The sequence below is a fragment of the Chitinilyticum aquatile DSM 21506 genome (assembly GCF_000430805.1).
Lineage (GTDB): Bacteria > Pseudomonadota > Gammaproteobacteria > Burkholderiales > Chitinibacteraceae > Chitinilyticum > Chitinilyticum aquatile.
The window spans coordinates 98,348-111,804 of record NZ_AUMS01000011.1 but is presented as its reverse complement, the minus strand read 5'-3'; the positions used below and the strand labels follow the sequence as shown (position 1 = coordinate 111,804).

Sequence of the window (13,457 nt, the reverse complement as noted above, 5' to 3'; positions counted from 1 at the left end):
TTCCATCGCAATCCGAATGTTGCAAGGAGCCCATCATGAAACAACTGCTGATCTGTCTGGCCGCTGCACTGCTGGCTGCCCCGGCCATGGCCGGGGTTCACTCCGAAATCCGCGAGGGTGCTCGCGAAGTCCATCAGGCCAAGGTCGATGGTGCCCGCGAAGTCATGGCCGAACGCCGCGAAGCCGCCCGTGATTATTACAACGCCGACAATGCCTGGGAGCGCCGTCAGGCAATCCGCGAAGGTGCGCGTGAAGTCCGCGCCGCCAAGCGCAAGGCCGAGCGTGAAGTCCGTGCCGAACGTCGCGAGGCGCGCCGCGAGATTCGTCGTGAAACCCACAAGTCCCGTTGGGATTGAGCCTGACGGGAGATGACGATGCAGATTTCGCAATATCTACTGGCGACACTTGCCGCGTTGCTGTTACTGCTGGCCGAGCCTGCCAGTGCGTTGGTCAGGGATGCGCACCGGCTGGGCGCTTTTGCCGGAGCCATGAAGTATTGTGCCGAGCGTTATGACGAGAAAGAGGGTCGCTATGGCTGGGCGCGCTTGCGGGTCGCCCGCGAGGTGGATGGCATGTCGGGCTCGAACAAGCTGCGCGCTCTGACCGCTCGTGATTTTGCCTACCAACGCGGCGCTTTTCTGGGTAACCGTCTTGACCGGGGCGAATGCCGTGCGCTGCTGCGCATGAGCGAATGGAAGCGTTTCTATCGAGACTGAGTGGTATGTGCCCGTAGCCCTTTTATTTAAAGGGCTACGGTTATATACATCATTGTGTATTTGCAATCTCAGTACCGCTCCAGCGTTTGGCAGCCCTGCAGTGGCTGGCCGGTGCAGGCCCGGTAAAGCCGGTTCCAGCCTCCGCATGCTCCGCCGCTGGCGGCAAGCAGATCGAAGTCGGCTGTCCGTCGCCAGAGCGGATTCACCATCGGCAGGTCATCCAGTCCTTCCAGTGCCCAGCCGGGTCGGCTGCCTGCTCCGGCGAGCCTTTGCCAGCGGCTGAGCAGCGGGCTGTGCCAGTCGAATGCCAGACGCACCGCGCAGGCATTCGTGCTCCAGATGGTCAGCTCTGTCAACAGTTGCAGAACCTGTGCTCTGTCGAGCGCCCCCAGCAGCCCTTCAGCCCTGAGCAGAATGGCACGGTTGCGTGCCGGTGGCAGATGGCGCGTCCAGCCTGCGCGGGTTACGTCTGCGCTCACCAGGCTGTAGCCGCAGCGTGGCAGCAGCAGCCGTGCCTTGAGGGCAATGACGTCGGGAAGGTCGACGTCGATCCAGTCCGACTGGTCGCTGGCGTGAGGTTTCGCCTGGCGAGCGTGGCAGGCATCCAGTCCGGCGCCAAGATTGATGCAGAGCGCGTCGGGATACTGCTGCAGGAAGGCTTGCATCTGTCCGTCCAGCCAGGCGCTTGTCAGGCAGCAGCGCCGCAGGGCCGGCAGGTCAGGCCTGAACCCGTCCATGAATTCGCGCCAGCGATACAGCAGCCGTTCGGCGGTCGGATCGCTGAAGCCGATTTCGGGGCACAGGCGCGCTGCGCTGGCGCGAGCAGCCATGGCGTACAGCTGCTGAGGGTGGGGCAGGGGATGGCTGGCAGACATGGGCACCTCCGGTAGGAAGTACCAGATTAATTCAAATGAGAATTATTATCAAATATTGAAGTTACGCGCATTCCACCCGATTGCGCCCGGCGTGCTTGGCGCGATACAGCGCATCGTCGGCTGCCTGGATCAGTGCCTCGCGGCTGTCGATCACCGGGAAGGCTGCCATGCCGCAGGAAAAAGACAGCTGGAAATAGCCATCGCCATAGGGGTGATGGATGGCGGCAAAATCCTGCCGCAGCAGTTCCAGCACGGTGAAGCCCTGGCTTAGCGTGGCACCCGGCAGGGCCAGCAGGAATTCCTCGCCGCCGTAACGGCCGAGAATATCCTGGCTGCGTACGCGCTTTTTCAGTAGCCAGGCGAGGCTGCGGATGATCTGGTCGCCCACCGGGTGGCCATAGCGATCGTTTACCAGCTTGAAATGGTCGATGTCGAGCATCGCCACGCACAGCGGTTTCTGCTGCTGGCGGCATTGCTCGAGCGCCATGTCGAGCTGGGTTTTGCTGCTGGTGTGATTCAAGAGGCCGGTAAGGCTGTCGTGTTGCATCGAGCGCCGCAGTGTGCGGTAGCGCTCGATCTTGCTTTTCACGATGGCGTTCAGGAAAACCGGATTGAAGGGCTTGGTGAGGAAATGGTCGCCGCCAAGGCGCAGCGCTTCCACCTGCAAGGCGAGGTCGGTTTCGCCGGACAGGTAGACAATCGGCGTGGACAGGTATTCGGGATGCTGGCGGATGATGCGCGCCACCTCGACACCGGTACAGCCCGGCATGTACATGTCGAGCAGCAGCAGGTCGGGCTGGAAATCACGCAGCGCATCAAGCACCTGGGAGGGTTCGCTGATGGCGCGGGTTTCGATGCCCTGTTCGGCCAGCGCCCGGCGGATCAGCGCATGCGCCGTGACGGAATCATCGACGATCAGGACGCGGTAGGCTTCTTCCTGCAGCGTATCCTGCAATTCCAGAATGTGTGCGACCATCGCCGGGTGGGTCATGTGGCGCGGGAAGCAGTGATCGCAGCCGTGTTTGAGCGCTTCGTGCATCAGCTCGAATTCACTGTCGAGACCGAGCGCGATCAGCTGGCTGGCCGGATTTTGCCGGCGCAGCGTGGCAAGCTGCGCCTGCCAGTGCGGTGAGGCTGGCAGGTCCAGCAGGAAAAAGCCTTGCACCTGCTGGGGCAGGTTCTGCCAGCTTATGCGCTGGATATTCAGGCCGAAGTAGCCCAGCTGGGCCTGCAGGTCCTGCCAGTGCAGCGCATGATCACTGACCAGATACAGGCCGGGCGCGGCTGGCGGCGTACAGCCGCTGCTGCCATGCTGGCGGCGGTCCTGCTGCGCGACCGGCGCGTCGCCCGCCAGCAACTGGGTCAGGCCGCGGATGTGTTCGGCGAGCTGGCTGCGGGCTTCATCACTGATCGGATGGCTGTCGGGGCCGCCGAAGAGACCGAGTGCTTCCTGTTCCAGGTCCTGGCTGATGCGTGCCAGCCCGACGCTGCTACCGGTGCGCAGGATTTCGGCGAGCGTATTGACGCCCAGCGCAAACTCGACAAAGTGTTCGAAATGCGGATCGCGGCAGTAGGCTTCCCATGCGGAAAGCAGCGTGCTCAGTTTGGTTCGCGTGTTCGGGGTGGTCATGCAGGAACCTGGCGGCAAGTGCGCTAGCTTTTGATGAATGCAAGTTTACGTGAAAGTGTCGCTTGCTGTCTGTAGCCGACTGCCATGTGGTGTGAATGAAGTGTGCAGGGTATGTTGATGTAACTATCGGGAAACGACGGGTGTATGGCAATACATGATTATGTATATATACCCTGATCAGCTGCCGTTTGTCGGGACAGGGGCATCACCACCCAGGTGTGAAGTCTGCATAGCGGCAGCAAGCGTTTGCTTATATATAAGTACCGCCGGCAGGCAGGCTTGCCGGATCGCGCAAAAAACAAGGGGGCTTGCGCCCCCGTGCCCCTTGCGGGATTCAAGTTTCAGACCGCCCGTATTTACCGGAAGGGTTCCGCCTCTTCGAGGGCGAGATTCCTCGAGTCGTCGTGGTCCAGATAAGTAGAGGGTTTGAAGGCCCGAAACAAGTTCATCAACGCATCGTTGACCGTACTCGCTAAGCCTTCCATGAAGTCGAATCGCATGGCGATCTCCCTTTTAACGAAGGTTTCACTATCTACGTCGCAGATTTTGCTGACAGGTGTCGCGCCCACCGGAATCCTTGAAAAAGCATCCCGCGATCGCACGACTCGTTGCCGGAGTGTCGTCTCCGGCCGCGCGGCAATCCTTTGGGGAAAGCCGGCCTGTTAACACAACCGAACGTCCGCCGCAGCCCCATGCCGCGACGGCAAAATCAATCTAGCACCTCCTCTTGTGTGCCGTCAATTTGTAACCAAATTTTATTGCATATAAAAATCAGCATCTTGCAATATGGTGATGTGCCCGCCCCTTGCTGGACTGCGTCGCAAACGCGCTACACTGGCGCGTCAATTACGGGAGAGCAATGCGATGAATCATGAGCTGGAGCAAGGCCTGCTGCGGGTTCTGGCGCTGGGGGAAGTAGCGCTGACGCGCTGGCTGGAACTGCACGGCAAGCCGGCCGCGCCCGACTGGCAGGCCGAAGCGTTTCGCTGGCGCAACCTGGGGCAGGGGGGCGTGCTGCAGCCGGTGCGTCATCCCCACCGCGTGGCGCTGGAGGATTTGCAGAATATTGACCGGCAGCGTGCTGCTCTGCTGCAAAACACGCGGCAGTTTGTCGCGGGGCGCACGGCGAACAATGTGCTGCTGACCGGCGCGCGCGGCACGGGCAAATCCTCGCTGATCAAGGCGGCGTGGAATGCATTCCGTGCCGATGGGCTGAAGCTGATTGAAGTGGAGAAAGCGCATCTGAACGATCTGCCCGATATCGTCGAACTGGTCGCCAGCCGGCCGGAGCGCTTCATTGTGTTCTGCGATGACCTGTCATTCGAAGAGGGCGACCACGGCTATCAGGCGCTGAAGACCGCGCTGGATGGCTCGGTCGCGGCACCGTCAGCCAATGTGCTGATTTATGCCACATCCAACCGTCGCCATCTGGTGCCGGAATACTTCAGCGAAAACGCCGCCACGCGCTACGAGGGCGGTGAAATCCACTTCTCCGAGGCAATCGAGGAGAAGGTTGCCCTCTCCGAGCGCTTCGGGCTGTGGCTGTCCTTCTACAGCTTCAGCCAGGATGACTACCTGCGCGCCGTGCGGCACTGGCTGGCGGTGATGGGCGTGGCCGGCTGGGATGAAACGCTGCAGCGCGAAGCGCTGATCTGGGCGACCGGACGGGGCGCGCGCAGCGGCCGGGTGGCCTGGCAGTTCGCCCGAGACTGGTCGGGGCGGCAGGAAAGCGCAGAAAACTGAGCGGCTGACCGCTGGTCGGGATGCTGCGGCAGCTTTTTCCGGGGTGTACGGCTGCAGCCAAGACATGGCACAGGCTGCGGCGCGATAGGGTCGGGAAAGTAGTATTCGCTGAAATGCTGCTTTGCAACAAATTTCTGGACATGGCGCCGCAGTCTTCTACACTGGGCAATTCCTGTAGTGTAATCAGTGGCTTACAGGTTTGCTGCGTGAGTTACGGGCAAAGAAAAAGCCGCACAGTGTGCGGCTTTTTCGAATGCTGGCGGAGAGGGGGGGATTCGAACCCCCGGTAGGCTTGCACCTACGCCTGATTTCGAGTCAGGTACATTCAACCACTCTGCCACCTCTCCAGCAAAGAGGCGAGATTGTAACCAACTTTTTCCTTCCGGCCAAGTGCCATGTTTGTCCTGTTGTCATCTTTTTGGCACACTGCGCCCGGTCAAGACTTTCGGAAGATGCATGAAACGATTTCTCATGGCACTGGCTGCTCTGCTTTTGTCTGGTTGTGGCGAGCTGCAGGAAGCTCCCGCCCAGAAAGTACTCCCGTGGATGGAATCCAAGGAACTGGTCGTGCTGGTCCAGAATGGCCCGACCACGCTCTATGTGGATGCCGAAGGCAATTACGCCGGCCTCGAGTACGATCTGGTGACCCGCTTTGCCGAGCAGCATGGCTTGAAAGTCCGTTTTGTCGTAACCGGCAATCACGGCGATGTGCGCGCACGCCTCAAGCGTGGCGAGGCACATCTGGGCGTGGCACTGCAAAAGGGCTTTGAAGGCGAGTCGCTGATGTTCGGCCCGGCTTACCAGAGCATCCAGCCCGTACTGGTCTACAAGGCCGGGCTGAACGAGGCCAATGTCTGGAAGCGGCTATACAACGGCGATGCCGTCGTGAAAACGCTGCCGCAGTATGTGCAGTCGCTCAACCAGCTCAAGACCCGCAATGCGGGGCTGGCCTGGGAGGTGATCGAGGACGGCGACAGCGAGACGCTGATCGAGCGCGTTGCCCGTGGCGAAATCGACTACGCACTGGTCGAATCGCATGCCGCCGATGTGGCGCAGAACTATTTCCCGAATGTGGCCGTGGCCGAGCAGCGTGGCGACTCGCAGCAACTGGCCTGGGCGGTCCCCGATGGAGATCCCGAGCTGCTGGCCATGATCAACCAATTCGTTGGCCAGCAAATGGCGGACGGCTCGATGCGCGTGCTGCTTGACCGCTACTATGGCCACGTCAACCGTGTCGGCATGGGCGATGCGCAGGTGTTCCAGGATCGCATCGATACCATCCTGCCGAAATACCGCAAGTGGTTCCAGGAGGCCGGTGCCAAATATGACATCGACTGGCGCATGCTCGCTGCTCTCGGCTACACCGAATCGCACTGGAACCCCGAGGCTGTATCGCCCTACGGTGTACGCGGCCTGATGATGCTGACCAACAATACGGCAGGTTATCTGGGGGTTGACCGGCTTGATCCCTACCAGAGCATCATGGGGGCGGCCCGGCTGGTGAACGAGCTGCGCGACATGGTGGGCAAGGACGTTGCCGAGCCGGATCGCACCTGGCTGGCGCTGGCCGCCTACAACGTCGGCTTCGGCCATCTGGAGGACGCCCGCACGCTGGCGCGCCGGCAGGGCAAGAATCCCGACCTGTGGGCCGACGTGAAGACCACGCTGCCGCTGCTGCGCAATCCCGAGTATTTCAGCACGGTGAAATATGGCTATGCGCGTGGAGGCGAACCGGTGTACTACGTCGGCAAGCTGCGCACCTACTATGACATTCTGGCGCGCCATGAAGCGCCGGCGCAGCTCGACCACCCGGTGCTGGCCGAGTTTGTCGTGATCGATAATCCGGGCAATCTGCCGCTGGCGATCAACAGCCGGCTGAAGGGCGCTGCCGCCCGTCCGGTGCAGTCCGCCTCGCTCTGAGCGATTGCTGCGGACCGCTTCAGGCCGCAGCGATATTTCGCATTGTTCACCCATACGCACAGGCTGCCGCTAAAATGGCAGCCTTGCGTTTTTACAGATACCGGATCATTCCATGACCTCTGCCATCCGTACCCGTTTCGCCCCGTCCCCCACTGGTCTCTTGCACATTGGTGGCGTACGCACCGCGCTGTTCTCCTGGGCGTATGCCCGCAAGCACGGCGGTACTTTCGTGCTGCGCATCGAGGATACCGATCTGGAGCGCTCGACACCGGAATCGGTCAAGGCCATTCTGGACGGCATGCACTGGGTGGGGCTGGATTACGATGAAGGCCCGTTCTATCAGATGCAGCGCATGGACCGCTACAAGCAAGTCATTGCGCAGCTGTTGGAGAGCGGCCACGCCTATTACTGCTATGCCAGCAAGGAAGAGCTGGAAGCGATGCGTGCCGAGGCCGAAGCGAAGGGCGAAAAGCCGCGCTACGATCGCCGCTGGCGCCCCGAAGCCGGCAAGACCCTGCCGGTGCCCCCTGCGGACGTGCCGCCGGTCGTGCGTTTCAAGACCCAGCTGGATGGCGTGATTGCCTGGGATGATGCGGTCAAGGGCCGTATCGAGATTGCCGCTTCTGAACTTGATGACCTGATCATCGCCCGCCCGGACGGTACACCGACCTACAACTTCTGCGTGGTGGTGGACGACTACGACATGCAGATCAGCCATGTCATCCGTGGCGACGACCACGTGAACAACACCCCGCGCCAGATCGTGATCTATCAGGCCCTGGGCGCCACGGTGCCGACCTTTGCCCACCTGCCGATGATCCACAACGATCAGGGCCAGAAAATGAGCAAGCGCCGTGACGCAGTGTCGGTGGTGGATTACGATGCGCTGGGTATCCTGCCGGAGGCGCTGCTGAATTATCTGGCGCGCCTGGGCTGGGGGCACGGCGACGACGAATTCTTCAGCATGGAGCAATTCGTTGAATGGTTTGACCTGAAGGACGTATCCAGTGCGCCGAGCCGCTTCGACCGCGAAAAGCTGCTGTGGCTCAATGCCCAGCACATCAAGGCGACCGATGCAGCCAGACTGGCCGAACGCGTTGCCGCCTTCCTTTCTGATCGCAATATCGACACCGCCAGCGGCCCGGCGCTCGCCGACGTCGTCACACTCCTGAAGGACCGCAGCCAGACGCTGATCGAGATGGCCAATCAGGCCGAGTATTTCTACCAGCCGCTGAACCCGACGGCCGAAATTGTCGAAAAGCACCTGCAGCCGGAAGACGAAGAACGCCTGAAGCTGTTTGCCGAAGGCGCGGCGCAGCTGCCAAGCTGGGATGCGGCGAGCCTGGGCGCCTTCATCAAGGACTTCGTCAAGCAGCAGGGCGTGAAGATGCCGCAGGTCGGCATGCCGCTGCGCGCCAAGGTGTGCGGGATTACCAACACCCCGTCGGTGGACGCCGTGCTGGCGCTGATCGGTCGCGAGGAAGTGTTGCGTCGTCTGGCTTGATGGGTATGTGATTGTGGCCCTTTTAAATTAAAGGCTATAAGGGGATACATCTATGTGTATCCCCTTTTTCATGCCTGCGGCTTGCCGCGCCACGTGCTGCTTCTGGCTATCCGGCATCCTCGCGCACGAACTTGCGCAGGCGATAGCTCCACAGGTATTCAACGCCATCAAGCTGGTAGCTGGCGTGCGGGTTGTTGCCCCGTTCGTGACCATATTCGCGAAGGTCGGCCAGAAAGGACTGTGTGATCAGGCTCGTGCGTGCGGACTCAGGCACATGTTTGATGATTTCTGCGCGTTTCACGTGCTCGGCGGCCAGCAGGCTGCTTAGTAGCAGAACACCGAGCAGCCAGGCTGGCGCATGACGGCGCAGCGGGCGCAGCAGCAGTGCCGGCATTCCGAGCAGCAGGCTGACGGGTAGCGATAATCCCAGTACCGCTTGCGCAAACCACACCGGGAACTGCGGTTCACTTGGGAAAGACAGCAGCAGCAGCGGGCCGATGCCCGGCAGATAGAGGCAGGCGGCCATCGGGCAAAGCAGTGCAGGGAGCAGCAAGACCGCGAACAGCAGGTAATCCCTGCTGCGAGTATCCGGTGCCGAAACGCTGATCGCAGGCAGTCGCAGCCAATAATGACGTATCAGGCCGCGGATGCAGAGCAGGAACGCCAGAACGACCGTGATGCCGCTCATGGCCAGCAGGATGCCTATAAAGGCCGGGTCTTCCACGCGCAGGCCCAGCATGCGCAACATGCCCATGCCGACCAGTGCCAGCCACATCAGCAACGGCCGTTGCGGCAGCAATACGGCCGGCAGAAAACTGGCCAGACACAGGGCAAGTGTCAGTAGCATCATTCACCTCCTTCGATCCCGCCATCCTGCATGAGCAATGTGGAGGGACGATGGAGTTTGTGTGAGGGCTGCGAGGATACCGCGCCGGGTTTGCCGGTGCTGACTACTTGCTTCTTAATGGGTATGTGCCCGCAGCCTTTTTGTATAAAAGGCCATGGGCATATAGGTGCATATCTATCTCTGTTTCAGGACTTCACCCAGCGCACCCAGCAGCACCGCGACATTTTCGCGGCGCGCGCCGTAGCCCATCAGGCCGATGCGCCAGGCCTTGCTGGCCAGCGCGCCCAGGCCGGCGCCGATTTCCAGGTTGTAGTCGTTCAGCAACCAGCTGCGTACCGCCGCGTCATCGACCCCAGCCGGAATGTGCACGGCATTCAGTTGTGGCAGCCGGTACTTTTCCTCGACCACGAATTCGATGCCGAGGGCCGCGAGGCCGTCGCGCAGCTCGGTGTGCAGCATGGCGTGGCGCGCCCAGGCATTTTCCAGACCTTCGTCGGCCAGCAGCCGCAGCGCCTCGTGCAGCGCATACAGGGCGTTAACCGGCGCCGTGTGGTGGTAGGTGCGTTTGGCGCCGCTGGTATTGCCCCAGTAGCCCATGACCAGCGTCTGATCGAGGAACCAGCTCTGCACCAGACTTTTCCGTGCTTTCAGTTTTTCGACCGCCGCCGGCGAGAAAGAAATGGGTGAGAGCCCAGGCACGCAGGACAGGCATTTCTGGCTGCCCGAATACACGGCGTCGATGCCCCAGTCGTCGATCCGCAGCTCGATTCCGCCCAGCGCGGTGACGGTATCGACAATCGTGAGCAGGCCGTGTTCTTTGGCCAGTGTACACAGCGCCTTTGCATCCGAGCGCGCGCCGGTCGAGGTTTCGGCATGCACGAAGGCGAGGAATTTCGCATCCGGATTGGTCTTGATGGCATCCGCCACTTTCTGCACGTCCACCGGCTTGCCCCAGTCGTCGTCGACCGTTACGGCTACCGCGCCCAAGCGCTCGACATTGCTGCGCATGCGCTCGCCAAAAACACCGTTGCGGCAAACGATCACCTTTTCGCCCGGTTCCACCAGATTGACGAAGCAGGCCTCCATACCGGCCGAGCCGGGCGCTGACACGGCCAGCGTCATCTCGTTTCGGGTCTGGAAGGCATATTGCAGCAGCTGTTTCACTTCATCCATCATGCCGACGAACAGCGGGTCGAGGTGGCCCAGGGTCGGTTTGGCGCAAGCGGCCAGTACAGACGGGTAAACGTCGGAGGGGCCGGGCCCCATCAGCGTGCGTTGCGGCGGGAAGAAGGGCTGGATATGCGGCTGGGAAAGAGGCGGCTGCATGACAATCTCGGCGGAAGGAGGGCGACGGCTTTATTATGGCTGGCCTTGTCGCAGGTTAAAACAAATCTGCTGCCATGCAGCAAGGGCGCAACACAGGGGGGATGATGAACCACGTATTGGCGATTGATCTGGCGACGGGCGAGGTGAGCGCGTCAGAGTTCCCATTATCCGGCCCTTTGCTGAACGCTGTAGAGCCGGCCAGGCCGTGGCTACGAGATGCTGAGGGAGATTATGCGCTCGATGGCTCAGGCCTATGGGCCGGCAAGCGCTGGCGGGTCATCCTGCTGCGCGACGAGGGGGGGCGGCGCAGTGTGCGCTTGCGCTGGCTGGACGGTTATTGCCAGGCGGTCTGGGATGACTCGGTTAAACCACAGGCTCCGGGCTGTGAGGCGGAGCGCGATCTGCTGGTACGCCTGTTGTCCCGTCAGCTCGGGCGCGGGCCGGATGAACGCAGTAATCCGGTCGTTCGCTTTCACCTGCCCTGGGGCGAGGTGCTGGTGCGCACGGTATTGCAGAATCTGGATTGCTGGATCGAACTGCGATATCGGGCAGCAGCGGCGGCGATTTAACCATCCAGGCTACGCTTTGTTGCATTCCGGCGGGCTGTCGCGGGCGGCAAATCGGCGTATGATCGCGGCCATGCTCGGGTGCTGCGGGATTCGCAGTGCGGTTGTCGAGGGCATACCCTGTTGCCCTTGCCGCGTTCTCTCATTTTATTGAGCAAGCAAGGGCGTTGCCTGGTGCGGGATAGCCCGCCCATTCTTGCCCGGAGGAATTCCCATGGCCAAAGTGGTCACGCTTGCCCATTACTATACCCATCCCGAAATTCAGCAGATGGCTGACAAGGTCGGCGACAGTCTGGAATTGTCGCTGTATGCCAAGGAATGCGGCGCCGATGTCATCGTGTTTGCCGGTGTGCGTTTCATGGCCGAAACGGCCAAGATTCTGAACCCGGGGGCGAAGGTTATCCTGCCTGATTCCGGTTCGACCTGTTCGCTGGTGACGCAAACCGATGTGGTTGCGCTGAAAAAGTGGCGTGAAGAACACCCCGATTACGTGCACGTGTCGTACATCAACAGCTCGGCCGAGCACAAGGCGCTGTCGGACTGGATCTGCACCAGCCGCAACGTCGATGACCTGATTGCCAGCATCTACGCCGAGGGCAAGAAGGTGATCTTCTCGCCCGACCGCAATATGGGCGCGTATCTCAACTTCCAGTACGGCTACGACATGCCGCTGTGGTCGGCGGTGTGCGAAGTGCACGACAAGTTCAACCAGGCGGCGCTGGATGAAGCCTTTGCCGCAGTTTCCACTGCCAAATACCTGATCGCACACCCGGAATCCCCGCTCCCGGTGCTGCAGCAGGCCGATTACGTCGGCTCGACTTCCGGCATGCTCAACTGGATCAAGACCTTCGATAAAGAGCCCGATGCGGCGATCTTTGTCGCGACCGAGGATGGCATTCTCTACAACATGCACCAGGCCCGTCCGGACCTGAACATCCAGCAGGCGCCGATCTACGCCGGTTGCCAGTGCAATTCCTGCCCGTACATGAAGATGAACACCATCGCCGCAGTCGAGCGTGCACAACGTGGCGAGGGTGGCATCGAGATTGATTACCTGACGCCGGAGCTGATGGACGCAGCGCGCTTGCCGATCGAACGCATGCTCGACTTCTCCAAGCGCTACTACCAGTAATCAGTGGCAAAGGGCGACGCGGTCGCCCTTTTTCATTGCTGATCAGGAACAGGAAGAACATGAAATTCGATTATCTGGTGTTCATCGGCCGCTTCCAGCCCTTTCATGCCGGCCACCTTGCGGTGGTGCGTCAGGCGCTGGCGCAAGCGGGCAAGCTCATCATCATCTGCGGCTCGGCGCGGCAGGCGCGCAGCCCGCGCAACCCGTTCAATGTTTCTGAGCGCGAGCAGCTGATTCGCGCGGCACTGACTCCCGAGGAGCAGGCGCGCGTCTTCGTCGTCGGATGCTCGGATCGCATGTACAACGACCAGCAATGGGTGACTGAAGTTCAGAGCCTGGTTGACAAGGTAGTGGCGGTGGATACCGCCAGTGTCGAGCAGCGCGCGACCGGATTCCGGGTCGGCATCATCGGCTGCGGGCAGAGCAAGCCCTCGTATTACCTTGACCTGTTTCCGCAGTGGTCACGGGTTGAAGTGCCCGAAGTGCCGGGCATTCAGGCATCTAGCATCCGCTGGGCGCTCTGGGATAAACAGGGTGGCGGCTTTGCTGATTGCGTGGCGCAGCTGCCAGCGCCGGTGTTTGCCTGGCTCGACGCCTTCCGGCAAACGGAAACCTATGCCCAGCTTGAAGAAGAATGGCGTTATGTGCAGGCGTTCCGCCAGTCCTGGGCAGTGGCGCCGTACCCGCCGACCTTTGTCACTGCCGATGCTGTGGTCATCCATTCCGGGCACATCCTGCTGATTCGCCGCAAGAATCTGCCGGGCAAGGGGCTGTGGGCCTTGCCGGGCGGTTTTGTCGACCAGAACGAGCCGATCCGCGATGCGGCGATCCGCGAATTGCGCGAGGAAACCCGGCTGAAAGTGCCGGCTCCGGTGCTGGCGGGATCAATACGCGCCAGCCGGGTGTTTGATCATCCGCGGCGCAGTTTGCGGGGCCGTACCATCACGCATGCCTATCTGATCGAGCTGACGCCGACCGGCGAGGGGCTGCCCAAGGTACGCGGCAGCGACGATGCGGATCGTGCCAAATGGGTGCCGCTGTACGAATTCCAGCGCATGGAAGCGGAGCTGTTCGAGGATCACTTCTACATCGTGAACTGGTTTCTCGGACAGATCTGAGAGGGTGAGGAGGCGTGCGGTTTCCCGCGCCTGCTGGCAGCAGAAAACAAAAAAGCCGTCACGCAATGACGGCTTTTTTG

13 protein-coding genes and 1 tRNA gene are annotated in these 13,457 nt (G+C 61.2%); 8 read left to right on the top strand and 6 right to left on the bottom strand.

What is annotated here, in order from left to right:
- Nucleotides 1-35: 35 nt before the first annotated feature.
- Both H559_RS0108625 and H559_RS0108620 read left to right on the top strand, forming a co-directional pair.
- Nucleotides 36-356, top strand: a complete 321-nt coding sequence (locus H559_RS0108625) for a hypothetical protein (RefSeq protein ID WP_028452377.1) — start codon at nucleotides 36-38, stop codon at nucleotides 354-356.
- Nucleotides 357-374: 18 nt separating this feature from the next.
- Nucleotides 375-716, top strand: coding sequence for a hypothetical protein (locus H559_RS0108620; RefSeq protein WP_028452376.1), 342 nt, complete (start codon nucleotides 375-377; stop codon nucleotides 714-716).
- 68 nt (nucleotides 717-784) lie between these two features.
- Here the strand turns inward: H559_RS0108620 and H559_RS21635 are convergent, their stop codons facing one another.
- The 3 genes from H559_RS21635 to H559_RS0108605 all read right to left on the bottom strand — a co-directional run bounded on the left by H559_RS21635 (nucleotide 785) and on the right by H559_RS0108605 (nucleotide 3,721).
- Nucleotides 785-1,591, bottom strand: a complete 807-nt coding sequence (locus tag H559_RS21635) for a class I SAM-dependent methyltransferase (RefSeq protein WP_028452375.1) — start codon at nucleotides 1,589-1,591, stop codon at nucleotides 785-787.
- 61 nt (nucleotides 1,592-1,652) lie between these two features.
- Nucleotides 1,653-3,221 (bottom strand): GGDEF domain-containing response regulator, encoded by a 1,569-nt coding sequence (locus H559_RS0108610; RefSeq protein WP_034640418.1) that lies wholly within the window; start codon nucleotides 3,219-3,221, stop codon nucleotides 1,653-1,655.
- A 356-nt stretch (nucleotides 3,222-3,577) separates the two neighbouring features.
- Nucleotides 3,578-3,721, bottom strand: coding sequence for a hypothetical protein (locus tag H559_RS0108605; protein WP_155845345.1), 144 nt, complete (start codon nucleotides 3,719-3,721; stop codon nucleotides 3,578-3,580).
- A gap of 364 nt (nucleotides 3,722-4,085) precedes the next feature.
- Between H559_RS0108605 and H559_RS0108600 the strand changes: the two genes are divergently transcribed.
- Nucleotides 4,086-4,964: an ATP-binding protein gene (locus H559_RS0108600; protein WP_034640414.1), complete on the top strand. Its 879-nt coding sequence runs from the start codon at nucleotides 4,086-4,088 to the stop codon at nucleotides 4,962-4,964.
- A 257-nt stretch (nucleotides 4,965-5,221) separates the two neighbouring features.
- Here the strand turns inward: H559_RS0108600 and H559_RS0108595 are convergent.
- Nucleotides 5,222-5,311 (bottom strand) — tRNA-Ser (locus H559_RS0108595).
- Nucleotides 5,312-5,420: 109 nt separating this feature from the next.
- Here H559_RS0108595 and mltF point away from each other — a divergent pair.
- Nucleotides 5,421-6,884, top strand: coding sequence for a membrane-bound lytic murein transglycosylase MltF (gene mltF, locus H559_RS19575; RefSeq protein ID WP_081412952.1), 1,464 nt, complete (start codon nucleotides 5,421-5,423; stop codon nucleotides 6,882-6,884).
- Between the two features lie 112 nt (nucleotides 6,885-6,996).
- Nucleotides 6,997-8,388 carry a glutamate--tRNA ligase gene (gene gltX, locus H559_RS0108585; protein WP_034640412.1) on the top strand — a complete coding sequence of 464 codons (1,392 nt, stop codon included), beginning with the start codon at nucleotides 6,997-6,999 and terminating at the stop codon, nucleotides 8,386-8,388.
- A gap of 106 nt (nucleotides 8,389-8,494) precedes the next feature.
- On the opposite strand, the gene H559_RS0108580 is transcribed toward gltX, so the two are convergent.
- Both H559_RS0108580 and H559_RS0108575 read right to left on the bottom strand, forming a co-directional pair.
- Entirely contained in the window at nucleotides 8,495-9,238 is a 744-nt protein-coding gene (locus H559_RS0108580; RefSeq protein ID WP_155845344.1) for a hypothetical protein, read from the bottom strand.
- A 171-nt stretch (nucleotides 9,239-9,409) separates the two neighbouring features.
- The gene (locus H559_RS0108575) at nucleotides 9,410-10,561 is read right to left on the bottom strand and encodes a pyridoxal-phosphate-dependent aminotransferase family protein (RefSeq protein WP_051279146.1); all 1,152 of its coding nucleotides are present in this window, start codon (nucleotides 10,559-10,561) and stop codon (nucleotides 9,410-9,412) included.
- Between the two features lie 104 nt (nucleotides 10,562-10,665).
- On the opposite strand from H559_RS0108575, the gene H559_RS0108570 reads away from it, so the two are divergent.
- The 3 genes from H559_RS0108570 (at nucleotide 10,666) to H559_RS0108560 (ending at nucleotide 13,377) form a co-directional block, all read left to right on the top strand.
- Nucleotides 10,666-11,130: a hypothetical protein gene (locus H559_RS0108570; RefSeq protein WP_155845343.1), complete on the top strand. Its 465-nt coding sequence runs from the start codon at nucleotides 10,666-10,668 to the stop codon at nucleotides 11,128-11,130.
- 211 nt (nucleotides 11,131-11,341) lie between these two features.
- On the top strand, nucleotides 11,342-12,259 hold the full coding sequence (nadA, locus tag H559_RS0108565; RefSeq protein ID WP_028452367.1) for a quinolinate synthase NadA: 918 nt from the start codon (nucleotides 11,342-11,344) through the stop codon (nucleotides 12,257-12,259).
- 59 nt (nucleotides 12,260-12,318) lie between these two features.
- Nucleotides 12,319-13,377 carry a bifunctional nicotinamide-nucleotide adenylyltransferase/Nudix hydroxylase gene (locus H559_RS0108560; protein ID WP_028452366.1) on the top strand — a complete coding sequence of 353 codons (1,059 nt, stop codon included), beginning with the start codon at nucleotides 12,319-12,321 and terminating at the stop codon, nucleotides 13,375-13,377.
- The last annotated feature ends 80 nt before the right edge of the window (nucleotides 13,378-13,457 follow it).